This window comes from Blautia sp. HA3515 (assembly GCF_059933065.1).
In genome coordinates, this window is the sequence record NZ_JAYFUY010000074.1 from 1 (window position 1) to 24148 (window position 24148).

General features: G+C 41.4%; 26 protein-coding genes, 1 pseudogene and 1 riboswitch. Of the genes and pseudogenes, 18 read left to right on the forward strand and 9 right to left on the reverse strand.

The genetic code is table 11. The annotated features are described in order from the left end of the window. Positions 1-868: toxic anion resistance protein (locus tag R1Y93_RS06355; RefSeq protein ID WP_500822126.1), on the forward strand; the 868-nt coding region annotated here is incomplete at its 5' end. A gap of 140 nt (positions 869-1008) precedes the next feature. Here R1Y93_RS06355 and R1Y93_RS06360 read toward each other — a convergent pair. From R1Y93_RS06360 to gcvT, 6 genes and pseudogenes are all read right to left on the reverse strand, one after another. Beyond that, positions 1009-2340 (reverse strand): dihydrolipoyl dehydrogenase family protein, encoded by a 1332-nt coding sequence (locus tag R1Y93_RS06360; protein WP_500822127.1) that lies wholly within the window; start codon positions 2338-2340, stop codon positions 1009-1011. 18 nt (positions 2341-2358) lie between these two features. Further along, positions 2359-3357 (reverse strand): lipoate--protein ligase, encoded by a 999-nt coding sequence (gene lplA / locus R1Y93_RS06365; protein WP_500822128.1) that lies wholly within the window; start codon positions 3355-3357, stop codon positions 2359-2361. A gap of 33 nt (positions 3358-3390) precedes the next feature. Then, complete coding sequence (gcvPB, locus tag R1Y93_RS06370; RefSeq protein WP_500822129.1) at positions 3391-4830, reverse strand: aminomethyl-transferring glycine dehydrogenase subunit GcvPB; 1440 nt, start codon at positions 4828-4830, stop codon at positions 3391-3393. Next, a pseudogene (gene gcvPA, locus R1Y93_RS06375) lies at positions 4827-6143 on the reverse strand (aminomethyl-transferring glycine dehydrogenase subunit GcvPA). The gene gcvPB and the pseudogene gcvPA overlap by 4 nt, the downstream one beginning before the upstream one ends. A 33-nt stretch (positions 6144-6176) precedes the next feature. After that, positions 6177-6560 (reverse strand): glycine cleavage system protein GcvH, encoded by a 384-nt coding sequence (gene gcvH, locus R1Y93_RS06380; protein WP_500822130.1) that lies wholly within the window; start codon positions 6558-6560, stop codon positions 6177-6179. Between the two features lie 51 nt (positions 6561-6611). Beyond that, positions 6612-7706, reverse strand: coding sequence for a glycine cleavage system aminomethyltransferase GcvT (gcvT, locus tag R1Y93_RS06385; RefSeq protein ID WP_500822131.1), 1095 nt, complete (start codon positions 7704-7706; stop codon positions 6612-6614). A 157-nt stretch (positions 7707-7863) separates the two neighbouring features. After that, positions 7864-7942, reverse strand: a riboswitch (glycine riboswitch). 433 nt (positions 7943-8375) lie between these two features. On the opposite strand from gcvT, the gene R1Y93_RS06390 reads away from it, so the two are divergent. Genes R1Y93_RS06390 through R1Y93_RS06400 form a run of 3 tightly spaced genes read left to right on the forward strand, consistent with a single transcriptional unit; the run spans position 8376 to position 11078 of the window. Next, the gene (locus tag R1Y93_RS06390; protein ID WP_500822132.1) at positions 8376-9692 is read left to right on the forward strand and encodes an MATE family efflux transporter; all 1317 of its coding nucleotides are present in this window, start codon (positions 8376-8378) and stop codon (positions 9690-9692) included. A 14-nt stretch (positions 9693-9706) separates the two neighbouring features. Next, entirely contained in the window at positions 9707-10558 is an 852-nt protein-coding gene (locus R1Y93_RS06395; protein ID WP_500822133.1) for an AraC family transcriptional regulator, read from the forward strand. Positions 10559-10607: 49 nt separating this feature from the next. Continuing rightward, positions 10608-11078: a GNAT family N-acetyltransferase gene (locus tag R1Y93_RS06400; protein ID WP_500822134.1), complete on the forward strand. Its 471-nt coding sequence runs from the start codon at positions 10608-10610 to the stop codon at positions 11076-11078. Between the two features lie 154 nt (positions 11079-11232). Here R1Y93_RS06400 and R1Y93_RS06405 read toward each other — a convergent pair whose 3' ends face one another. Then, on the reverse strand, positions 11233-12594 hold the full coding sequence (locus R1Y93_RS06405; RefSeq protein WP_500822135.1) for an MATE family efflux transporter: 1362 nt from the start codon (positions 12592-12594) through the stop codon (positions 11233-11235). A gap of 56 nt (positions 12595-12650) precedes the next feature. Next, positions 12651-13085: a MarR family winged helix-turn-helix transcriptional regulator gene (locus R1Y93_RS06410; protein ID WP_500822136.1), complete on the reverse strand. Its 435-nt coding sequence runs from the start codon at positions 13083-13085 to the stop codon at positions 12651-12653. Positions 13086-13293: 208 nt separating this feature from the next. Here R1Y93_RS06410 and R1Y93_RS06415 point away from each other — a divergent pair, with 208 nt between their 5' ends. Further along, complete coding sequence (locus R1Y93_RS06415) at positions 13294-13422, forward strand: hypothetical protein (protein WP_500822137.1); 129 nt, start codon at positions 13294-13296, stop codon at positions 13420-13422. A gap of 24 nt (positions 13423-13446) precedes the next feature. On the opposite strand, the gene R1Y93_RS06420 is transcribed toward R1Y93_RS06415, so the two are convergent. Next, positions 13447-14211: a GntR family transcriptional regulator gene (locus R1Y93_RS06420; protein WP_500822138.1), complete on the reverse strand. Its 765-nt coding sequence runs from the start codon at positions 14209-14211 to the stop codon at positions 13447-13449. Positions 14212-14529: 318 nt separating this feature from the next. Here R1Y93_RS06420 and R1Y93_RS06425 point away from each other — a divergent pair, with 318 nt between their 5' ends. From R1Y93_RS06425 to R1Y93_RS06485, 13 genes are all read left to right on the forward strand, one after another. Further along, on the forward strand, positions 14530-15150 hold the full coding sequence (locus R1Y93_RS06425) for a carbohydrate kinase family protein (protein ID WP_500822139.1): 621 nt from the start codon (positions 14530-14532) through the stop codon (positions 15148-15150). Positions 15151-15197: 47 nt separating this feature from the next. Then, complete coding sequence (locus tag R1Y93_RS06430; RefSeq protein WP_500822150.1) at positions 15198-15473, forward strand: carbohydrate kinase family protein; 276 nt, start codon at positions 15198-15200, stop codon at positions 15471-15473. 63 nt (positions 15474-15536) lie between these two features. Beyond that, complete coding sequence (locus R1Y93_RS06435; RefSeq protein WP_500822140.1) at positions 15537-16394, forward strand: class II fructose-bisphosphate aldolase; 858 nt, start codon at positions 15537-15539, stop codon at positions 16392-16394. 61 nt (positions 16395-16455) lie between these two features. Further along, positions 16456-17514, forward strand: a complete 1059-nt coding sequence (locus tag R1Y93_RS06440; RefSeq protein ID WP_500822141.1) for a galactose ABC transporter substrate-binding protein — start codon at positions 16456-16458, stop codon at positions 17512-17514. A 116-nt stretch (positions 17515-17630) separates the two neighbouring features. Then, entirely contained in the window at positions 17631-19154 is a 1524-nt protein-coding gene (locus tag R1Y93_RS06445) for a sugar ABC transporter ATP-binding protein (RefSeq protein WP_500822142.1), read from the forward strand. 1 nt (position 19155) lies between these two features. Continuing rightward, entirely contained in the window at positions 19156-20163 is a 1008-nt protein-coding gene (locus R1Y93_RS06450) for an ABC transporter permease subunit (protein ID WP_500822143.1), read from the forward strand. 37 nt (positions 20164-20200) lie between these two features. Next, on the forward strand, positions 20201-21088 hold the full coding sequence (locus tag R1Y93_RS06455; protein WP_500822144.1) for an aldo/keto reductase: 888 nt from the start codon (positions 20201-20203) through the stop codon (positions 21086-21088). A gap of 482 nt (positions 21089-21570) precedes the next feature. Further along, positions 21571-21876: a hypothetical protein gene (locus tag R1Y93_RS06460; protein WP_500822145.1), complete on the forward strand. Its 306-nt coding sequence runs from the start codon at positions 21571-21573 to the stop codon at positions 21874-21876. A gap of 25 nt (positions 21877-21901) precedes the next feature. Then, positions 21902-22459 carry a TetR/AcrR family transcriptional regulator gene (locus R1Y93_RS06465; protein WP_500822146.1) on the forward strand — a complete coding sequence of 186 codons (558 nt, stop codon included), beginning with the start codon at positions 21902-21904 and terminating at the stop codon, positions 22457-22459. A gap of 219 nt (positions 22460-22678) precedes the next feature. Next, on the forward strand, positions 22679-23167 hold the full coding sequence (locus R1Y93_RS06470; RefSeq protein ID WP_500822147.1) for an oleate hydratase: 489 nt from the start codon (positions 22679-22681) through the stop codon (positions 23165-23167). Positions 23168-23177: 10 nt separating this feature from the next. Further along, positions 23178-23363, forward strand: a complete 186-nt coding sequence (locus tag R1Y93_RS06475; protein ID WP_500822148.1) for an oleate hydratase — start codon at positions 23178-23180, stop codon at positions 23361-23363. Continuing rightward, positions 23332-23406: a hypothetical protein gene (locus R1Y93_RS06480; RefSeq protein WP_500822151.1), complete on the forward strand. Its 75-nt coding sequence runs from the start codon at positions 23332-23334 to the stop codon at positions 23404-23406. The genes R1Y93_RS06475 and R1Y93_RS06480 overlap by 32 nt, the downstream gene beginning before the upstream one ends. Beyond that, positions 23378-24148 (forward strand): oleate hydratase (locus R1Y93_RS06485; protein ID WP_500822149.1); only part of this gene is annotated, 771 nt, incomplete at its 3' end. The genes R1Y93_RS06480 and R1Y93_RS06485, both read left to right, overlap by 29 nt.

Below are 24148 nucleotides of genomic sequence, written 5' to 3' on the forward strand. Positions count from 1 at the left end.
TAATTCTTATGGCACTGCAGCACAGAAGGACATTTCTGCTTTTTCTTCGTCTATGCTAGGAACTGTAAAGGCAAAAGAATTCGGTGAAGTAGGTGACTGCCTACGTGAACTTCAAGTGGCAATTAACAGTACTGCTGCACCACAGAAAAAAGGATTACTTGGTCTGTTTCGGAAGGGAAAACAGAAAGCTTCATATGTGATTGCAAATTATGAAAGTGCTGAAATGACTATTAAAAAGATTGAAAAAGATCTGAAGAGACATCAGCAAGCTTTGACAAAAGATATTTATGTGTTTGAGCAGATGTATGATCTAAATCTGGATTGCTATAAAGAACTGACAATGTATATTTTAGCAGGAAAGAAAGCCCTTGAAATTGCAAGAAATACAAAACTGGCTGAGCTTAGAAACAAAGCAGAATTAACGCAGGATCAGTTGGATATTCAGCTTTGTAAAGATTACGAGGACGCATGTCAGCGTTTTGAAAAGAGGGTATTTGATCTGGAAACAACCAGGCTTATATCTATTCAGATGGCACCACAGATCAGAATGCTTCAGAATGCTGATCAGCAGGTAGCAGACAGGCTTCGCGATAACGTTATTAATACCATTCCGCTTTGGAGAAATCAGATGATACTGGCGCTGGGCATTGAACATACAACAAAAGCTCTTAATGCTGCATTGGCATCAGAAAGAGCTTTTGTTGATGTAGAGACTCTTTGCAAGGTAAATGCAGATATCATTACCTCCATTCATGAAGTGGTTAAGATCCATGAAGAAGGGGCAAAACACCGTGCAGAAGCACAAGCAGAATTTGCCAGGAGTGAAGATGACCTAAAACAGGCATTGTGGGAAGCTGGGGCAAAATAGTTTGGGGCAATTTGCGTTTCATTATAAGGTGGTGGCCTGGGTGATCATTTCGCTGAAAGAAGGATGGGGACGGATCAACAGAAGCCATTTCTTCCAGAGTGAGCTTTTGGGCAATGGCAACAGCAAATTCACTGATCATATCAGTGGCTCGTGGCGCAAAGAAGCTGTGCACCGATGATCACATGAGTTTCTTCCAGATAGACCACCTTCATAAACCCGCGTTCCTGTAGGGATAATACGGATTTTCCATTGGCAGAGCTTAAAATTTTATGACTTTTGGCGGCAAGTCCCTGCTCTTTTGCCTGATCCAGTGTGAGACCTACGGAAGCAATTTCCGGAGAAGCGTAGATACAGGAGGGAACAAGATCAAGGACAGGGTTGCTTACATGTGAGACAGCACTATTGGATGTAGCATCTGATAGTGCTGCTGCTATCTGATGGACAGCATGAACTCCCTGTGCAGTGGCAGCATGTGCCAGCTGCAGTTTTCCATTTACATCGCCGATGGCATAAATACCGGGAAGGCTGGTCTGAAAATGTTCGTCTGTAAGGATACGGCCACGTTCCATGGAAGGAGCAAGACCATCAGCAAACAGACCATCTGTATAAGGTTTTCGGCCGGTAGCGATCAGAACCGCCTGTGCAGTGCAAGTGCAGACCGTATCTTTTTCCGTGTAAGTGCATAAGATGCCCTCATCCGCAGATTCCAGAGACTGTACTTTGGCTCCGGTATGGATATCTGCACCTTTTTTCTTCAGGGATTGCTTCAGACTCTGTCCCAGCTCCTTGTCCATGTTGGCAATCAAAGAAGGAAGTGCTTCCAGGATCGTGACTTTGGTTCCAAGTGCCTGCCAGATTCCGGCAAATTCTACACCGATCACACCGCCGCCAATGATCAGCAGAGAAGAAAATGGTTCCTGATTCCAGGAGAGCAGCTCATCACTGGTCATTACACCAGGCAGATCATGTCCGGGAATCGGTGGAACAGAGGGAACACTGCCGGAGGCTAACAGAATCTGCCGTGTCTCAATGATAACAGGATCAGCCCCATCGGAGGTAATCTGTACCTGCTTGATCCCTTCAGTGCCAGATGCATCAGTGCCGGTATGGATAACTGTTCCCAGACCTTGATACATAGTAACTTTTGCAGCTTTTAAAAGAGCTGCAATCCCTTTTTGTAAAGTTGTGATCGTTGTCTGCTTATGCTGCTGAATATTGTTAAGATCGGCCTGGACATGCTCTGCAGAGACACCAAAACGTTCTGCATTACAGATTTCATTATAGAGTTCTGAAGAATGGAGCAGTGTTTTGGTAGGGATACGTCCCCGGTTCAGGCAGGTTCCTCCCAGAGAATCCTTTTCGATCAGAGCAGTGCGAAGCCCAAGCTTTGCTGCTTCCAGAGCTGCTTCATATCCGCCTGGACCGGCACCGATGACAGTCAGGTCATAGATGGTTGTTGTGATTTCTGCCATGGATAAATTCTCTCCTTTTCATAAGATTTGTTCTTGTACCATCCGACTTAAGTCAGCACGGATATTTTCAGGAACCATATGTTGTTCCAGAGATCGGTCTAATGCTTTACAAAGTATATCGGTACGATAAGGGAGCCCCTGAAATTCCGTACCGATATCAGAAAACCAGTCTGCTTCCATGGAATCAGAAGAAAGCAGTGCTTCGGTGATCATCCCTTCGTTTACATGAAGATCAAGATTAACCTCACCCCATGAAAAACGTTGTTCCAGCCGATTCGTGAATGGAATCTTTGGTCCGTATTTCCAGTGATCCGAGGAAAAACGCTCTCTGCCTTTTTGAATGGCAGTCTGCTCCAGTCGATCTGTACACAAAGGTACAGCAGGTAATCCATATACTTTGGAAAATGCGGTAAACATAGCCTGTTTCATGGTGTCCACAGTGATGTGAGGACAAAGGGAAGACAGATTTACTACTCTGGAGCGGACGGAACTTACACCTTTTGACTGTAATTTTGCTTTGGAAGGATTCAAAAAACGGGACATGGAAGCTGTATCTACATTCAGCAGCAGTGTTCCGTGATGGTAATAACATCCCTTAGAGTCAAAAAATGCATTTCCGGAAAACTTCTGTCCGTTGATGGCCACATCATTTCGACCAGTTTTCTCAGCAGTCAGTCCAAAGGAAGCAACCGCTTCTACGATCACCTGTAGCTGACGGTCTACATCTGCATCTTCTTTGCGCATACAGAAAGTAAAATTCAGATTTCCCAGATCATGGTAGACGGCTCCCCCACCAGAGAGGCGGCGGACCAGATGGCCGCCGTCTGCTTCCAGTTCTGATACACGGCACTCCTTCCAGCAATTTTGATTTCGCCCGATCACAACCGTATGTGCATTTTGCCATAAGTATAAAATGCATTCTCCCGGTTCTGCGTGAAAGGTCAGATATTCTTCTACCGCAAGATTTGTATAAGGATTGGTAGTCATGCTTTCGTATGTGGTCAGAGTCTGTATCATCGTGGATTCCTCCTGCTAGAGATTAGTTAAATATTATTCGGGATTGTAGATATAACGTACCACAGGCTTTCGTGCAGCACCCACTTCGTCCAACCTGCGGACAGGTGTTTCAAATGGATATTCATGCATTTTTTCCGGATGGGCCTGGGACTTGGTTAGTACATCCAGGAAGATCTGTACTGCTTCATCCAATGTTTCACGGCTTTCTGTCTCAGTAGGCTCGATCATCAACGCTTCATGGACGATCAGCGGGAAGTACATGGTAGGCGGATGGATACCGTGATCCAGCAATGCCTTGGCAATATCAAGGGCTGAAACATTCCGCTCATGCTTTTCCTGTTCCAGTGTCATGACAAACTCATGCATGCAGGTGTGATCGTATGCCATTTTGTAGTGGCCGGTCAGCTTGTGCATCATATAGTTGGCATTCAGCACTGCAGTAGCGGCTGCTTCCGGAATACCTTCACGGCCAAGAGTCAGGATATAGCAGAAAGCACGGACAACGACCAGGAAATTGGAAGAGAAGCTGCGTACATTTCCAATGGCACGGGCAGCAGTTTTGGCTGTGAAAGTACCGTCTGTCTGTTTGTCAATGCGAAGTCCGGGAAGGAATGGTGCCAGAAAATCTTTGCAGGCAACCGGTCCGCTGCCAGGTCCGCCTCCGCCGTGAGGGGTGGAAAATGTTTTATGCAGATTCAGATGCATTACATCAAAGCCCATGTCGCCAGGACGGGTAATGCCCATGACTGCATTTAAATTTGCACCATCGTAATAGCATAATCCGCCGGCATCATGAACGATCCGGGTGATCTCTGCAATATTTGGATCAAACAGACCCACTGTATTTGGATTCGTGAGCATCAGGCCGGCAGTGTCATCACCTACAGCGGCTTTTAATGCTTCCAAATCTACACAGCCATGCTCATCGGATGGGATATTGATCACATCGAAGTCAGCCATAGCTGCACTGGCAGGATTGGTGCCATGGGCAGAATCCGGAACAATGATCTTTGTACGTTTGCTGTCACCGCGGCTTTCGTGCCATGCTTTGATCAGAAGAAGACCGGTAAATTCACCATGAGCACCTGCTGCAGGCTGAAGAGTACATGCCTGCATTCCGGTGATCTCACATAATGCTTCTTCAATGGAAGAGAGTACTTCCAAACATCCCTGCACATCCTTAGTATCCTGTAGAGGATGAATGTTGGTAAATCCAGGGAGAAGAGAGGCAGCATCGTTGATCTTCGGATTGTATTTCATGGTACAGGAGCCAAGGGGATAAAAACCATCATTGACTCCATGTGTCTGTTTTGCCAGATCCGTATAGTGACGGCTGAGTTCTGTCTCAGATACCTCCGGGAGATGCAGTGCTTTTTTACGCATTGGTACTTTGACAGTTACTTCAGGGGTTGTGCAGGGCGGGATCAGGTCGCAGCCTCTTCCGGGTGCCCCCATTTCAAATATAAGTTTCATGCAAGCACCTCCTTTATCACAGCAATAAGACCATCGATCTCAGATTTTGTATTCATTTCAGTGGTGCACCAGAGCATTTCAGACTGTCCGGTCACAAGTCCTGATAAATATCCGTGTGCAGCCAGCTTGTCAGAGAGAACAGCTGCATCACAGGGACAGATGGTTACAAATTCATGGAAAAATTCACCGGTATATTTTCTGGTAAATCCCAGTGCAGTCAATTCATCCAGCAGATAGCGGGCATTGGCCATACAGGAAGCAGCCACTTTTTCCAGTCCGGCACTACCCATAGCTGACAGATAGACTGCTGCAGTCATAGCACAAAGTGCTTCGTTGGAACAGATATTGGAGCTTGCTTTCTCACGGCGAATATGCTGCTCACGTGCCTGAAGAGTAAGGACATAAGCCCGTTGCCGTCCACAGTCGGTGGTCTGACCTACGATTCGCCCCAGGAAGCTTTCGCATCATGTCTTTGGTAGAAGCCATAAATCCAAGATAAGGTCCGCCAAATCCCATAGGAAGTCCCAATGGCTGGCCTTCACCTACAGCTACGTCTGCACCAAATTCGCCCAGAGTTCCAGAAGACCAAGAGCAATGGGGTTGCAGCTGGCGATCAGTTTGGCACCGGAATTGTGTACAGCATTTGCAATGGCAGCTCCATCTTCGATCAATCCATGATAGTTTGGGGTCTGAATGATCAGACAGGCGATGGAGGAAGTATCCATAGCATTCCAGCTTTCCACATCTGTAAGACCATCTTTCTCGGGAAGGATCACAAGGGGTGCTCCGGAACCAAAGCAGTAGGTACGGATCACAGATAAGATTTTGGGATCCACGGAAGCACTGACACAGACAGTTCCCCGTTTCCGGTCACGACACATGGCAGCAGCCTCTGCGGCAGCAGTTGCACCGTCATAAACAGATGCATTGGAAACATCCATTCCTGTCAGTTCACAGATCATGGTCTGATATTCAAAGATCGACTGCAGCAATCCCTGGCTGATCTCTGCCTGATAAGGGGTATATGCAGTGACAAATTCTTCTTTTGAAGTGACTTGTTTAACGATGGCCGGAATATAGTGATAATAGGATCCGGCGCCTCGGAAAATATGAGAAAACCGTGTGTTTTTTGCCGAGATTTCCTCGATTTTCCTGGCTACTTCCATTTCAGACAGGCCGACTGGTAAAAACAGTCCGTCTTTTAAACGAAGAGACTCAGGAATATCTGCATACAGTTCATCGAAAGATTGCATCCCGATGGAGTGCAGCATATCCAGTCGTTCTTCTCTGGTGCTAGGGATGTAAGAACCCATGACAGTTACCTCCTGTAGATAAATTCCGGCAGATCAGCCGTTACTTTCTGACTGACAGTGAGCTTCATACTCAGCAGCATTGATCAGCTCTTCTTCATCAGTGATGTCTTTTACCTTGATGAGCCATGCATCATAAGGGGCTTCGTTGATCAGTTCCGGATGATCCAGAAGTTCTTCATTGATTTCGCAGACGGTTCCGGATACCTGGGAGAAAATATCAGATACAGCTTTGACAGACTCCACATCGCCCAAAGCTTCTCCGGCAGTAACGGTATCATCGATTTCCGGCAGATTGACGAATACCAGATCGCCAAGCTCGCTCTGTGCAAAGTCAGTAAGACCAATCAAAGTGATATCGCCTTCTTTTTTAACCCATTCATGTGATTTGGAATAACGTAATGTTTCTGGACAGTTCATAATAGAAATCCTCCGTAATTTTATTATTGTAATTTTATTATTATATGAAATTTATTTTTTTGTTTTTGAATAGAAAGGAAGAGAGACAACTTCCATCTCAACTTTTCTGCCGCGTACATCGGCGGTAAGCTTGGTTCCCACAGCTGCGTATGCCTTGTCTACCAGTGCCATGGCAATAGGATATCCAAGATAGGGTGCGTGGGTGCCGGAAGTGGTCATGCCCACCTTTGTATCACCGGAGAAGACAGGCATGTGTTCTCTGACAATGCCCCGGCCGGTAATTTTCAGCCCTATGCGTGTCCGTGCAGGCTCGCTTGCCTCCAGAGCTTCTTTGCCAATAAACTCTTCTTTGGAAAACTTTACGCAGAAGCCAAGACCACTTTCCAGTGGAGTGATGGTCTCGTCCATTTCATGTCCGTATAAAGGCATTCCTGCTTCCAGCCGCAGCGTATCCCGGGCTCCAAGTCCGCAGCAGGTCAGACCTTCTTCTTTTCCTGTTTCCAACAGAAGCTCCCACATAGCTGAAGCATTCTCAGCATCAAGATAAAACTCGTATCCTGCGGAACCTGTGTAACCGGTCTTGGAGACTATGCAGTGCATGCCGCCGATGGTACGGTCAAAGCAGGCACTATAGTATTTTACCGGAAATTCGTCTTCCGGAAGAAGCTTTGCCAGGATCTCATGGGCTTTTGGACCTTGTACAGCGATCTGTGCAACAGAGTGGGAAATGTCTGTGAATGTGGCCCCTTCAACATCCTGCTCATGAGCTTTCATCCATGCAAAGTCCTTATCTTTGTTGGCAGCGTTCACTACGATAAAATAATGCTCATCCCGGACCTTATAAACGATCAGATCATCTACGCAGCAGCCGTTTTCATAGCACATGAGACTGTATCTTGCCTGGCCGTCATACATATTTGTGAAATCGTTGGTCAGCAGATGATTCAGCAGCTTTAGTGCCCCGGGACCCTCGCAAAGAATTTCTCCCATATGGGATACATCAAAGAGACCGCAGGATTCCCGAACTGCCATATGCTCTGCGATCACACCAGTCTGGTACTGGACAGGAAGAAGATATCCGGCAAAGGGAACGATCTTGCCTCCGTGTGCCTGATGGGTGGCATAGAGCGGTGTTGTTTTTTCCATAGGTGATTCCTCCTTATCTCACATCAGAATGACAAACAAAAAAGCGCAGAACAAATAGATACTTGTTCTGCGCTCTGTCATCTTAACCTGAAAGATTACCCGAAATTTGTGATCGGTTGCTTCTTCGGTGCAACTTTGCTGTTGCTTTCCAGAGGTTCGTCAGAAACTGGTCCGTTTGCCTGAGAGTTCTTCAGCCCCTTCGGCGCACATGCCTGTGTCTCTCCCAGTTTCGTCATCCGATGTCTTTAATTACCCTCATGCTAACATAAAATACCGAGAACGTCAATGAAAAGCATACATATTTTTGAAAAAATAACCAAAAAAATAAAGCTGAATCAATATATACTAGGCAAATTTAACAATGCAACACTGCGAATGAAGAAAGAGCTTTGACAGGTGTGCAAATATTTTGCCCACAGCCGGATGGAGCAGAAAAGTGCAGGAAACAGAAGCGGGATTGGAAATTTTTATAGTTAATTTATCAAAAGTAGAAATAGTGCAATTTTTGCAGGATATTATACAAGAAATACATGATAATATATCGTATTATTGATAAGATGATTACAGTGTTAAAAGGTCTGATCCCACCTGTGCTTGTACAAGGGGAGTGCAAAGTTCGGAACAATCCGTGTGATCATGATTTTGGGAATTGTATGTAAGGAGAAAAATATGGCAGTTGAAAGAAAAACATTAACGCAATTATCTTTACCGATATGCCTGGAAACTCTGTTATATATGCTTTCAGGTATGGTGGATACACTTATGTTATCGTCTGTTAGTGATCAGGCGGTGGGAGCAGTGGGAACAGCAAATACCTATATAGGCGTTTTTATCATTATGTTCGGAGTAATATCATCGGGTATGATAGCTGTTATGTCACAAAATATTGGAGCAGGAAGACCTGGGATTGCATATCAGGCCAGGCAGCTTGGGCTGATATTTAATGCAGTGATAGGCATTCTGATGTCTATTGTTCTTGCGGTTTTTTCTGGCAGCATACTTAGAATCGTAAGTATTGCCCCGGCTTTGCTTGAGCCGGCAGAAACATACCTTAAAATTGTTGGAGGTGCATGTTTTTTAAATGCGCTTATTCCTATTTTTGCCAGCTATTTGAGAGTGTTTGGATATACAAAGCATTCATTAATAGGAACTATTGTTGGAAATGTTCTTAATTTAATACTGAACTCGGTATTCTTATTTGTATTTAACTGGGGAGTTATGGGAGTTGCTGTTGCCACAGTTATTTCAAGGGTTGTAAATCTTATTATTGTAGCGGTTATGGGGGCTGTACTTATAAAAGCAAAGCAGAATCCCCAGCGTATTGCACCACGAAGGATACTTGCGCAGATTGTTAAGATAGGTTTTCCTTCTGCTTTTGAAACAGCACTTTATAATGTGGCAATGACATTCATCGTGCGCTTTATGAATCAGATGGATGCCAATGGAATGAATGTTACAGCTCGTTCATATACTCTGCAGATTTCAAACTTTTCGTATTGTGTAGGTGCTGCACTTGCACAGGCGAATGCGATTATGACTGGCTGGAGAATTGGGGCAAAGGAGTTTGAAGATTGTGACAGGGGTACGAGAAAAGCTGTGATCTATGGTCTTGTAACAGCCACCTGCTTTTCTGTCACTTTTGCTCTGTTCGGACATTTTGTAGTGCATTTATTTACAAATGATACACAGATGATAAATCTTGTGGTAAAGTTGTTAATAGTAGACATATTCCTTGAATTTGGAAGGGTGACAAACCTTGTATACGGACAGGCATTAAAAACCAGCGGAGATGCGCTTTTTCCTGTTATAATGGGGGCAATCTTTATGTATCTGTTTGCTGTTGGCGGGACATATTTTCTTGGAATACATATGGGGCTTCTGGCGGTAGGATCCTATATTGCCATGGCAGCAGATGAATGCGCCAGAGCCGTTGGAATGGTACTTAGATGGAAGAGTGGAAAATGGAAAAGTAAGAGTCTTATATAACTTCAGGAGCGATTATGTACTTTGAATTAAAGGAAAATAAACCACATGGTACAAAGGGCGAACCATTTAGTATATATCATATGAGGAATGGGGGCAGGTCATTTCAGGTACCGGTACATTGGCATGATGAATTTGAAATTGTATATGTAAAAAGCGGCCTTCTGACTGTAAGTATATCGGGCGAGAACTATATAGGAAAACCCGGAGATGCCTTTGTAGTGTCACCGGGCAATCTGCATTTTATGGGTTCACAGGCTGGTGCCGTGGATTATTTTACTTTTCTTTTTCCGTTAAAATATATATCCTTTCGTACAGATGACATGTTAGATGAGCAATTGCTTGAGCCATTAAACAGCGGTCATCTGATGATAACTCCAAGAGTAAAAGATACGGTAAAAGAACTATGCCAGCAGTTAATTGAGATATATGTGACAGGAAATGATGAAAGCCAGTCAAAAATAACTTCTCAGATCAAAATAAAAATAGTTCTTTTGCAAATTATTCTTGAAATGTGGAAGCAGGGATTTATAGTTGAAAATGACACCAGCGGCAGAAATACGATAGAAAAAGAGATGGTTTCGTATATACAGCAGAATTTTACAGGGAAGATATTGTTAAGGGAATTTGGGGCGCAGTTTCATCTTTCAGAAAAATATATATCCCGGTATTTTAAGGAACATTTTCATATTACCCTTTCACAATATGTGACATATTTACGATTAGAGCATGCAAAACAGCTGCTGCAAGACACAGATATTTCTGTTACAGAGGCAGCAATGCAGAGTGGTTATCAGAATGTAAGCTATTTTATCAGAAGTTTCAAAAAAGCATATGGAGTGTCGCCGTTAAAATATAGAAAAAATTAATGAGGACAGTCACTGGGATAAGCTTAATGTATATGTAAAGGAGACAAAAATGATGATCAGAAAAGCAGAAGAAAAAGACATTCCAAGGATTATTGAATTGTTAGGGCAGGTGTTACAAATTCATGCAGACATAAGGCCTGATATTTTTATTCCGGGTACAACAAAATATACGGTAGACGAATTGAAAGAATTTTTGAAAAATGAAGAGAATCCAATCTATGTTGCAGTGAATGAGGAAGACGTTTGTGTAGGGTATGCATTTTGCCAGCTGCGGGAACAGCCCTTTTCAAACAATATGGTGCCGTTTAAGTCTCTTTTTATTGATGATCTATGTGTCGATCAACAGGAGCGGGGTCAGCATATCGGAGAAAGTCTGTTTAACTATGTAAAAAACGAAGCGAAGCGGCTGGGCTGCTATGAAGTGACATTAAATGTATGGACAGGAAATACTTCAGCAGAAAAATTTTATGAAAAAATGGGAATGAAAACAAAAGAAAGACAGATGGAATATATTTTATGATTACAGTGTCCCAAGCTATCCGATTGATGTACGATCCGAAAATGGTTGGAGTATCACTTGCAATCCTTGATGGATTCATATGATAGATTGGGGATGTGTTAGTAACCTGGCTGCTCGACTTGAATGTGGCAACCAGGTTATTTTTTTAAGTTGCTTAATTCTGAATTTCTGCAAGTGTTTTTTTGAACTGAACTGCAAATAAAATAGATGTAAAGGTTACAGCGATCAGATCAGCAATAGGCTCTGCCATATATACGCCTGCAGTTGGATTGGATACAACATGAGGCATGATATAGATAAGCGGAAGCAATAGCACAAATTTGCGCACAACGGCAACAATGATAGAGCAGACTGCTTTACCAAGTGAGGTAAATGTCATCTGGCATGCGATCTGGATACCAAACAGGAACAGAGAACCCAGATAGATCTTTAACATTGGTGCTGTAAAATCAATAAGACTTGCATCAGCAGTAAAAATGCTTACAAATAATCTTGGGGCAAGCTGTACGGATGCCCAGAGTAATGCAGCATATGCGGAACAGGTAATCAACAGTAAACGGAAAGTTTTCTTTACCCTGTCTGCATTTTTTGCTCCGTAATTGTAACTGGAAATAGGCTGTGCTCCTTGTGCGATCCCCTGAAGAGGAAGCATAGCAAATTGCATAACGCTGGTTAAGATCGTCATTGCTCCCACTGCAATATCGCCTCCGTAACGGAGCAGGGATGAATTAAAACAAACGGTTACAACACTTTCACTTGCCTGCATAATGAAAGGGGCAAGTCCAAGTGCAACACACGGGATAATGACCTTTGGCGTAAGGCGCATGTACTTTTTTCTAAGATGGAGCTGTGTCTTTTTACCACAAAGAAACAAGACGATCCAAAGCGTGGAAACCGCCTGTGATATTACAGTTGCCAGGGCTGCACCTTTTACCCCCATGTGAAAGGCAAAGATAAATACAGGATCTAAAACAATATTGCAAATAGCACCGATCAGAACGGAAACCATGGAAATGGTTGTGAATCCCTGAGCAGTAATAAAGGCATTCATACCAAGAGTCAGCTGAACAAACAGTGTACCCAAGGCATAGATACGCATGTAATCGGATGCATAGCTGATGGTATTTTCGCTGGCGCCAAAGGCCAGCAATATATTTTTGCCCCATAACAGTAAAACAACAGTCAGGATAAAGGAAACGATGATCTGGAGGAAGAAGCAGCTGCCTAATATTTTCTCAGCTGATTGGTTGTCCTGCTTTCCCATGTAAATAGATGCTCTTGGTGCGCCACCGGAGCTGACCAGTGCAGCAAAGGCAGATACGATCATGATGATTGGCATACAGACGCCCACACCGGTAAGAGCCAGACTGCCATCACCAGGGATGTGTCCGATATAGATTCGGTCTACGATGTTATAAAGCATATTGATAAGCTGGGCAATTACTGTGGGGATGGACAGTTTGAGAAGAAGCCTTCCAATAGGTTCTGTACCTAGAAAATTCTTATTACTTTGCATGGGCAATATCTCCTTTTTGTGTTTTGTGTTATTCATTTGGCAGTATCTATTTAGCGTTATTCATTGAGCATCTGACGCGCGTTCACGGCCATAGATTCGGTGATTTCCTTGAAAATATTCATATATTTTGGGGGGATATCCAGGGTAAGCTTCTGGTTAAAATCTTGCTGCATTTCCAGGCCGGCTTTGAGAATTGGCTGAGCTTTTTCTGTGCAGGAGAGCAGAACTTTACGCCTGTCTCCGGCTACAGTTCCTCGTTGCAGATAACCGGCAGTTACCAGTTTCTCAACATGGACAGACACTAAGTTCTTTTTTATGTTCCGAAATTCACTTATTTGCTGAGCCGTGCATAAATCCGGATTATTATTCAGAAACATCAAAATATCGAAAGATACCTGTGGAATATCAAATTCGTGGAGAATAGGTTCGCACATTTTATTGTATGCATTTAATGCATCGTGAAAAAAAGTTATGAATGTTGAAGGACGCATATATGCTGCACCTCCTTATTGCATATAGTATTTATTTGGACTGTATTAAATAATACGATATGCAGGCGAGAAAGTCAAGACCAATGTCCTGTGGATATGGGAAGTTCCGTTAATATAAAATGAAGGGAAGCAAATGAATAGGACGAGTGCTGTAGCAGTTAAAGGTTAGCATGGCTCGGGCATTAACCATTATACGAATAAAGAGATAATGGAACTGTTAAAAGGGCAAGCCCAGGTGGATATGCTGTCACTGGAGCAAGTGAAAGAATACTATAAATTTCCGGCAAAAAAACAGTGGCTTCATAATGATGAAACCACTGGAAAATACCTTAACTAAACGACATTGTGACCTTTATAGCATTTAATTTGAATGAAGATGTGGTGTATCAATTAGCTCGAATTTGTTCAAATCACCGCGATATCTTGCAAAAGCATAATCAAGAACCGTGCCATCTGATCTCTTCGATATGTTATGAAAACTTAAGATAGGAGTAGTGGCATCAATCTGTAACAGATGAATGTCTTCTGTAGAAGCATTTGTTGCAGAAATAATCGATTTCGTTTCATGGATACAAGATTCTGACCGTGTCATAAGCAGTTCATATAAGGAACGTACAGTAAAATCTTCACTTAGGATAAAAGAACAAAGAGAATAAGGTAAGTAGTTCTGAATGGTAACCATAGGTACATCGTCTGAAAGGCGTCGACGAAACATGGAAATCATCTTTTCTCCTGGTTCAATGCCTAATTTTTTTGCAAGCGTTTCACTTGCCGGAATTACCTGAAGGCTAATTAGTTCTGTAGAAGGCGTTTTGTTATGCCTGTTTACCTGTTGGTAAAAAGGCTCAAAAGAACGGATTAAGTTCTCGGAAGGGTGAGTATTGTTTGTGACAAAAGTGCCTTTGCTGGCGACACGCTCTAGCCAGCCTTCGTTAGACAAAGCAGAAATTGCCTGGCGTACAGTGGAACGGCTGATCTGAAAGTGTTCTGTCATTTGCATCTCAGTTGGCAGGCAATCTCCTTTTTTAAGATTTCCGCTTTCAATTTCTGATAGAATCAGGGATTTTAGTTGATAATGGAGCGGAACCGGAACTGTTCTATCAATTTTCATTTCTAATAAACTCATAACTATACTCCTATAGAATCAATGATTTTATTGTACGAACAAATGTAAAGAACATAACAATAGTGCCTATTGTACGTACAAAATAGAAAAATATTGTATGGTTATATGATACATTACGAATAACATTGTGTCAATTAGTTGTTATACGTGATTTTTAACAATTTTTCGCAAGTAAAATTATGAAATAATACAGTGAAATTAGAATTGACAATGACCGTACAAACTGGTATATTATAAACATAAAGTTCGAATGTACGAACAAACAAAATACATACAAAAACAAAGCAACCTGAAATTAATGAAGGGCAGGTCACAAGAATGAGAATACTTTGTGTTGGAATGATGGTATGTGATACTGTAATTAGCCCGGTACCAGATGATGTGCTCAGCAGAGATTCGGTAATGATTGAACCGCCTATATTATCTTGCGGTGGGGATGCCTTGAATACAGCAATTGGTCTCGCCAAGTTATCCTGCGATGTTACAATGGCAGGAAAGATAGGAGCAGATTCCAATGGGGCTTTTCTGATGGAACAATGTAGCCATTATGGAGTGCATACAGAGGGTATTATCAAAGATGGAAACTGTTCTACTGCATGTTCATATGCTCTTGTAGATACGGAAGGGGAACGGCATTTCTTATCGGAAGTTTCTGCTTTCCACCAGTTTGGGGCTGACGAAATATCTGATGAATTAATTCAGAAAGTGGATTTGATTTATGTAGGATCTGTAATGGCAATGAATCGGATGGATAATGGTGGGATTTCAGACCTGTTTAAACGGGCTCATCATTATAAGAAGCTTACTGTTATGGATGCAGCAATGAATGACAGTGAAGTATGTGACTGGGATAAAGTATTACCTCCGATTTTCAGAGAAACCGATATATTTTTCCCAAGCATGATAGAAGCATCTTTTATTGCCGGACGGATCAGATAGATCAGATTCGAGAAAAATTTTCAGACAGTGGTATTCGGTATCTGGGAATTAAGCTTGGTGGAAAAGGCTGTTATGTCACAGATTTCGAAGAGGAGCAGTATATACCCTGTTTTAAAGATATGCCTGTTGTGGATACTTCAGGAGCTGGTGATTCTTTTATGGCAGGATTGATTTGTGCTTTGTCTCATGGAAAAACATTTTTCGAAGCAGCAAGATTTGGTTCACTGATAGGAAGTCTGAACGTCGGCAAGAAAGGTGCTACGGGAGGCATCCCATCTTATGAGGTAGCAATAGATATTTTTAAACGGAAAGCAAATATGTAAATGTTTGATGTATCACATCATTCAAAATAAAAGATAACATTGAAGTGTAGGAGGAAAAACAATATGAAATTTGCACCAATGAAAGAAATCCTGAAACTTGCAGAAGAAAGAAATGTGGCATACGGTGCCTATGTAACTGTTTCTTATGAAATGGCAAGAGCTGCCATTGAAGCTGGAAACGAAACCGGTACACCGGTTATCTTCATTACAGGTACAGACTGTGTAGAACTGGCAGGCGGTTATGAAGGCATGGTAAATATGGTAAAATTTGCAGCACGTGATGCTCAGATTCCGGTATGCCTTCATGCAGATCATTTCAAATCTTATGAGGACTGTGCTAAGGCAATCAATGCCGGATATTCTTCTGTTATGATTGACGGTTCAGGTCTTCCATTTGAAGAAAATATTGCACTGACTAAGAAGGTTGTTGATCTGGCGCATCCGCTTGGAATCACAGTGGAAGGTGAGCTGGGACGTCTGGTTGGTGAAGAGGGAGACTTAAAGGTACTTGGACCAGAAGCAGCACAGACCGTTCCGGAAGAAGCAAAGGAATTTGTAGAGCGTACAGGTATTGATGCACTTGCGGTCAGCATTGGAACACAGCATGGACATTATATTGCAGCTCCTCAGTTAAATATTGAAAGACTGGCTAAAATTGACGAACTGGTTGATGTTCCGCTGGTATTACATGGAGGATCTGGAACACCACTGGATCAGGTACAGGATGCGATTCGACATGGTATTCGCAAGATTAATGTAGCAACAGATGTGCTGGTATCAGTTGCAAATTCTTTTGAAGAGATGAAGAAAGAGCAGGGAGATGCTTTTAAATATAATACAACCATGTTTATAAATTCAAAAGAAAGCTGCAAAGCATTTATTAAAGAAAAAATGATGCAGTTCCGTTTAGAGGCAAAATAAAATATATAAAATGTAAAAATGTATTGGGAATATACAACAAAAAATTCAGGAGGAAAATTAAATGAACAGAAGAAAAATGATGGGTGCAGCAATTGTAGCAGTGTCAATGATGGTAAGCAGCGGAGTATCTGTTTATGCGGAAGATGATGTAAATGCAACTGTAATTTGGAGAGCGTTTGATGATCAGTTCCAGAGTGGATTCCGAATTATTATGGAAAATGAAGAAGAAAATACTAGCGGAATCAAACTGGATATGCAGGATGCTGAAAATCAGGTATCTGTGGCAAACAACAAGCTGGATATGGCATTAACAAAGGGAACAGATATTGTTGCAATTTGCGCACCAGACCGTGAATCTACTGCTGAAATGGCACAGAAATGTGATGCGGAGAATGTACCATCGGTTTTCTTTAATATGCAGCCAATGGATGAAACTATGGAAGAATATGATAACATTTGGTATGTAGGAGCAGAAGCTTCAGAATCAGGTGCTATGTGCGCACAGGCTCTGATAAATTACTGGAATGAGAATAAAGAAATTGCTGATAAAAATGGTGATGGAAAACTTCAGCTTTGTATTCTTCAGGGTGAACTTGGCCAGCAGGATGTAGTATTAAGAACACAGGCTTACAAAGATACACTTGAAGCAGCAGGTATTGAGTATGAGGTTCTTGCAGAGGATACCGCAAACTGGGATCAGGCACAGGCATTGGACAAAATGAACACATGGATTACTGCTTATGGAATTGATGGAATCGAAGGTGTTCTTTGTAATAATGACGGAATGGCTATGGGTGCCCTTCAGGCCGCTTTAAATAATGGTTATAATCAGGGCGAGAAAGATAAATTTGTACCAATTGTAGGTATTGATGCAAATATGGATGCACTTGAAGCAATGAAAGATGGCGGATTACTTGGCACTGTATTAAATGACCGCAAGAGCCAGTCTATTGCAATTATGAATGTTCTGAAGGCTGTTGCAAAAGGGGAAGATTTCACAGCGGAAGACCTTGGCGTTGATTGTACAGTAGATGGAAAATATGTTTGGGTACCATATGTAATTGTTGATGAAACAAATCTTGATGACACAATAGAGCTTATGAAATCTATTTCAGAATAATTGATGTTTGCAGTTATTATGTGATTTCGATGAGAATGAAAATGGCAGAGGGGTGCGTATATGTATGACCTCTCTGCCCATTTCAGAAAAAATAAGATACCTTGGGAGGGTGGATTATGGAAACGTTGCGTTTAAAGATGACCGATATCACAAAAACATTTCCTGGGGTAAAGGCCCTGGATAGGGTACAGTTAAATGTAAAGCCAGGTTCTGTACATGCGTTAATTGGAGAAAATGGAGCCGGAAAATCAACATTAATGAAGTGTTTATTCGGTTTATATCATGCAGATGAAGGAAGTATTGAATTAGATGGAGAAAAAGTAACGATTGATGGACCAACGGAAGCTTTAAAACAGGGGATTTCCATGATTCAGCAAGAGCTTACTCCTATTCCATATAGAAATGTTATTGATAATATATGGGCAGGACGTTTTGAGAAAAAAGGCATTGTTGTTGATGAAGCAAAAATGAAAAAGAAAACAGAAGATCTGCTGGCTGATTTGGAGTTGAATATACCGGCTACAGTGCTGGCAAAAGATTTGTCCGTTTCACAGTTACAGGCGGTTGAAATAGCTAAGGCTGTTTCTTATGACGCAAGAATTATTATTATGGATGAACCGACCTCTTCACTTACGAATGCAGAGACGAAACATCTGTTTAAGATTATTCGAAGACTGCGATCTGAAGGTCGTTCAATTATTTATATTTCGCATAAGCTGGAAGAATTATTCGAAATTGCAGATGAAATTACGGTTATGCGAGATGGAACTTATGTGGGACATTACCCAATTGAAGATATCAGTGTGGATGAATTGATTAAATTGATGGTTGGAAGAAGTATGGAAAACCGTTTTCCGCCAAATGAACATGTAGTACAGCCTGATATTCTTCTTAAAGTAGAAAATTTTACCAGTGCAGATCCACACTCATTTAAAAATGTGTCATTTGATCTTCATAAAGGAGAAATTCTTGGTATTGGCGGTTTAGTTGGGGCACAGAGAACGGAATTAGTAGAATCTGTATTTGGTCTTAGAAAGATTATAGAGGGAAAACTTTATAAAAACGGAAAGGAAATTGTAAACAGCAATCCGCGAGAAGCAATAAAAAATGGTTTTGCGATGCTGACAGAGGAACGAAGAGCAACAGGAATTATTCCGATGCTGTCTGTGTTAGATAATACGCTTGCCGTTGCATTTAAAGCAATGTCAGGAAATCGTTTTGGAATATTGAATCCGAAAAAATTACTGAAAAATGTTGAGAAAATCAATGGTGAGTTGAACGTAAAAACTCCTAGTATGAAAACTGAAATACAGAATCTTTCAGGTGGAAACCAGCAGAAAGTATTAATTTGCCGTTGGCTATTGGCAAATAGTGATATTTTGATTCTGGATGAACCTACAAGAGGAATTGACGTTGGCGCTAAGTATGAAATATATAGAATTATGCGTGAACTTACAAAAGAAGGAAAATCCATTATTATGGTGTCCTCTGAAATGCCTGAATTACTTGGTGTATCGGACAGGATTATAGTAATGTGTGAAGGAAAATTAACAGGTGTTCTTGATGCAGCAGAGACAGAACAGGTAGATGTTATGACATTGGCAACGCAGAGCGAAAATAAGGCAAAGGCGGTGGATTAAGATGAATAAGAGTGCAGTGGAAAAAAAGAGTATAAAAGATTATATTATTGATAACGCATTGATAATTGCATTGTTAATCACTATTATTGGAATTATTATTATTGAGCCATCTTTTCTTCAATGGCGAGTAGTAACGGATATTATGACGCAGTCTGCTGTAAAACTGATTTGTGCATTAGGATTGATGTTCCCACTTTTATTAGGAGGTACCGATCTTGCAGGTGGGCGTCAGGTTGGTTTGGCCGCTGTTGTGATAGCTTCCCTTACACAGAAAGCCGGATATTCTAAAGTATTTTGGCCGGGACTTCCGGAACTGCCTATTTTTGTGCCGATATTAGTGACTTTGGCAGTGGTAGCATTGATTGGTTATATTAATGGACTAATGATCTGTAAACTTCGTATGGCTCCATTTATTGCAACTTATGGAATGGCATCAGCGGTGTATGGATTAAACCAGCTTTATTTTGCAAAGGAACCGAATAATTCTCAGCCGATTGGCGGTATCAGAGATGATCTGACAATTTTAAGCCGTTTCCGCATTGGTGGTCAGGTAAGCTTTTTGGTAGTGATTGCGTTGGTAGTAATGGCAATTGTATGGTTTATCCTGAACAGAACTACATTTGGCAAGAATATTTATATTACCGGTGGAAATAAAGAGGCAGCCAAGGTTTCTGGTATTAATGTTGATAAAGTAATTATCTCCTGTTTTATAATAGAAAGTATTCTGGTTGGACTTGCAGGTATACTGGAAGTTGCAAGAACCGGTGGAGCGAATGCCGGTTATGGAAATGCTTATGAATTTGATGCAATTTCATCTTGTGTAGTTGGAGGTGTATCTTTAAGCGGTGGTATTGGTAAAGTATCTGGGGCATTTATTGGTGTTATGATTTTTACCTTTATCAGTTATGGATTAAGCTTTATTGGACTGAATTCGAACTGGCAGCTTGTTATCAAAGGTATTATCATCTGTTCAGCAGTTGCATTGGATATGAGAAAGAACGCAAAATAATACTAGAATATTATTACAATAAAGGAGACTAAGTAATATGAAAAAAGTACAGCTTTCAGAAGGATTATCATTATCAGCAGTAGTACAGGGATTCTGGCGCGCAGACAGCTGGAATATGACTACAAAGGAAATGGTAGCATTTATGCATGCATGTATTGAACGTGGAGTTACCACATTTGATACAGCTGAGATTTATGGTGGTGCAGAAGCGAAAATGGGAGAAGCATTTGCAGCGGATCCATCTATTTTAAAAGAAATTGAGCTTGTTTCAAAAACAGGTATTTATTTAACTGAAGTAGATGGTGCTACGTTTGGTTATTATAATACCACAAAAGAAAGAGTGCTTCAGTCTTGCAAGGAAAGTCTGCAGAAATTACATACAGATCATTTGGATCTTTATCTTATCCATAGAGAAGACCCACTTCTTGATCCATGGGATACAGCAGAAGCATTGCTTCAGTTGAAAAAAGAAGGACTGGTCAGAGAAATTGGTGTATCAAACTTTGATCCATACAAATTCGAAGCTATGAATGGTGCTGTAGGTGGTCAGTTGGTAACGAATCAGATTGAATGGAATCCGGTTTGCTTTGAGCACTTTAATACTGGTATGATGGATTATCTGACTTATCATAAGATTCATCCAATGATTTGGTCACCATTGGCAGGCGGACGCCTTTTCAGCGGTACTGACGAGGAATGTGTAAAAGCTAGAAAAAAGATAGAAGATATTGCAGCAAGACATGGTGTGGAGCCGGCGGTTATTGTATATGCCTGGATCATGTATCATCCGGTAGGTGCAATTCCGTTGGTAGGAAGTCAGAAATTAGACAGACTTGATTTGGCAATTAAAGCATTAGATGTAAAACTGGAACAGTCTGAATGGTTTGAACTTTATAGTGCAAGCGGACAGCAGGTGATTAGATAAAAGTAAAAATATGAATATTAAGTGTGAAAAATAGCTATATGTATTAAGCAAAATGGAGAGTGCAGCCTTGGATTGAGCTGAACTCTCCATTTTGTTATTGGTGTAGTAAGTTTGAAGAGACTTCTTAATCAATTAAATTTAAAGAGTTGGAACTTCAAAATGATTAAAAAGTATCTTGAGGCTTATTTTTTACCTTAAAGAACAAAATTGTATTTTATAAAAACAATTTCAAAACATGTTCGTATTTTGTTTCGTCAGTATAGAGATTGTGTAAGGAGCTTATGGAACTTTGATGACTTTCAGGCTGATTGATGATATAATCGATAATCATAGCGAGGTGCTATTACCTGCAATCAAGTGGAACTCTGGGGATCTTGCTAAAGATTCCCCTTTTTTTTGAAATGTTTTTTTAAAGAAATTTCTTCTAAATAGTATCGGAAGATAACAGACAAACAGCATTTACGAAGCAGATAGGAGCTGACATGGAACCGCAATATTCAATCTTATATTTCAAAGAAGAACTACTCCTGTATCATGATCAAATCAGGACATATTTACTGAATGGAATAAAGGTATTCTGGTTTGGCGAAACCCATGATTGTGAAGCTTTGCAGAAAGAGTTTCCTGGATTTGTAAAAGGATTATTTTTGCAGACCTATGATATTAGCAGTGTTGAAGGCTGGGCACCAATACCATCATCTAAAGTGGTTGATGGTATTGGCTTGGATACTGACTACAGAACTTTGTTTGAATGGTTTGAGAATAACATATATGCATTTAAACTTTGAATAATAAGGAAGGTGGGAATGGTACGTGGCAGAGTTTACAAAAAGAGCATTAGAAGAATCACTTAAGAGGATGCTTATGAAAAAACCGGTTAATAAGATCACAATTAATGATATTACTGAAGACTGTGGCGTTAATCGCGCAACCTTCTATTATCATTTCAAAGATATTTATGACCTGGTGGAGTGGTCCTGCGAAGAGGATTCAAGAAAAGCAGCGGACGGGAATACAACGTATGATACATGGGAACAGGGCTTCCTGAATATTTTTTATGCAGTTGAAGAAAATAAGCCTTTTATATTAAATGTATACCATTATGTGAGTCAGGAGCAAATCACACAATATCTGTATAGAGTTGTTTATCGGCTGATCATAGCTGTGGTTGAAGAATGTGCAGAAGGTATGAGTGTTCGGGAAGAAGATAAGAAATTCATTGCAGATTTTTATAAATTTGCTTTTGTAGGAATAATTCTGGACTGGATACGGAATGATATGAAGGCATCACCGGAACAACTGGTTGCACGAATCAGTACACTTATTGAAGGGGATGTGGTACGTATGTTGGAGAAGTGCCGCATAGACTGAGATTCCAACAAATTACTGTTTTTGTCGAAAAAAACGACAATGCAGCTTTACTGTTAAAGAATTCGATGGCACGGTTGTTTTGTTGATTGCAGGAGAATGACTACTAACATATAATCAGGGCATAACAACACAGAGTCGTCAAAGCTTTAGGAGGTATGATTATGTATTATTCAAGTGGTAATTACGAGGCATTTGCCCGTCCCTAAAAAACCGGCAGGTGTGGATCACAAGTCTGCTTATATTATTGGTACAGGCCTTGCAGCACTTTCAGCCGCATGCTATCTTGTTCGTGATGGACAGATGAAAGGGGAGCATATTCATATTTTTGAAAAGGATCCTATTCCAGGTGGAGCGTGTGATGGATTTGAATATCCAGGCGTAGGATATGTGATGCGTGGCGGACGAGAAATGGACAACCATTTTGAAGTTATGTGGGATCTTTTCCGGTCCATTCCATCGATCGAAACAGAGGGAGTCAGTGTTTTGGATGAGTACTACTGGCTGAATAAGGAGGATCCTAATTATTCACTTTGCCGTGCCACTGTAAACTGTGGAGAAGATGCACATACAGACAAGAAATTTGCAGTTTCTGACAAAGCCCAAATGGAGATTATGAAGCTGTTCTTTACCCCTGATGAAGATTTGTATGATAAGCGTATTGATGAATTTTTCGATGATGAAGTATTTGATTCAAACTTCTGGCTCTAATTGGAGAACCATGTTTGCTTTTGAAAACTGGCACAGTGCCCTGGAAATGAAACGCTATATCAAGCGTTATATTCATCATATCGGAGGACTTCCGGATTTTACAGCGCTTCGTTTTACAGAATATAATCAGTATGCAGAGTATGATCCTTCCGATGGTGAAATATCTGGAAAAAGCCGGTGTGGCATTCCACGATAATACCAGAGTGGTGAATGTTGAATCTCAGCGTTGTACCCGATAGAAAACAGGCTACACGGATTGAAATTGTAACAGAAAGGGGTGAAACCCGCTATGTTGATCTGACAGAAGATGATCTTGTTTTTATCACCAACGGCGGATGTGTGGAGAATTCTGCAATGGGATCCCGAAATACTCCGGCACCTTATGATCCGGAAATCAAGCCAGGCGGTGGATGGGATATGTGGAGACGTATTGCAGCCCGAGAGCCCAGGATTTTGGAAACCCGGGATAAATTCTGCTATGACAGCGAACTGTGTAACTGGATGAGTGCTACTGTGGAAACGCTTGATCAGCGTATTATTCCGTACATTAAGAATATCTGTAAAAGAGATCCTTTTACCGGAAAAGTAGTAACAGGAGGCATTGTAACAGTTAAAGATTCCAGCTGGCTCCTGAGCTGGACCATCAATCGTCAGCCACAGTTTAGAACTCAGCCGAAAGATCATTGCCTTGTATGGGTCTATGCACTCTTTAATGACAGACCTGGCGATTATATTAAAAAACCGATGCGAGACTGTACAGGAAAAGAAATCTGTATGGAATGGCTGTATCATATCGGTGTGCCGGAAAATCAGATTGAAGAACTTGCAGAGAACAGTGCCAATACAGTTCCGGTTATGATGCCTTATATTGACGCATTCTTCATGCCCAGAAATGATACAGATCGTCCGAAGGTGGTTCCTGACGGGGCAGTAAATTTTGCCTTTATCGGTCAGTTCGCAGAAACAGCCAGAGATACTATT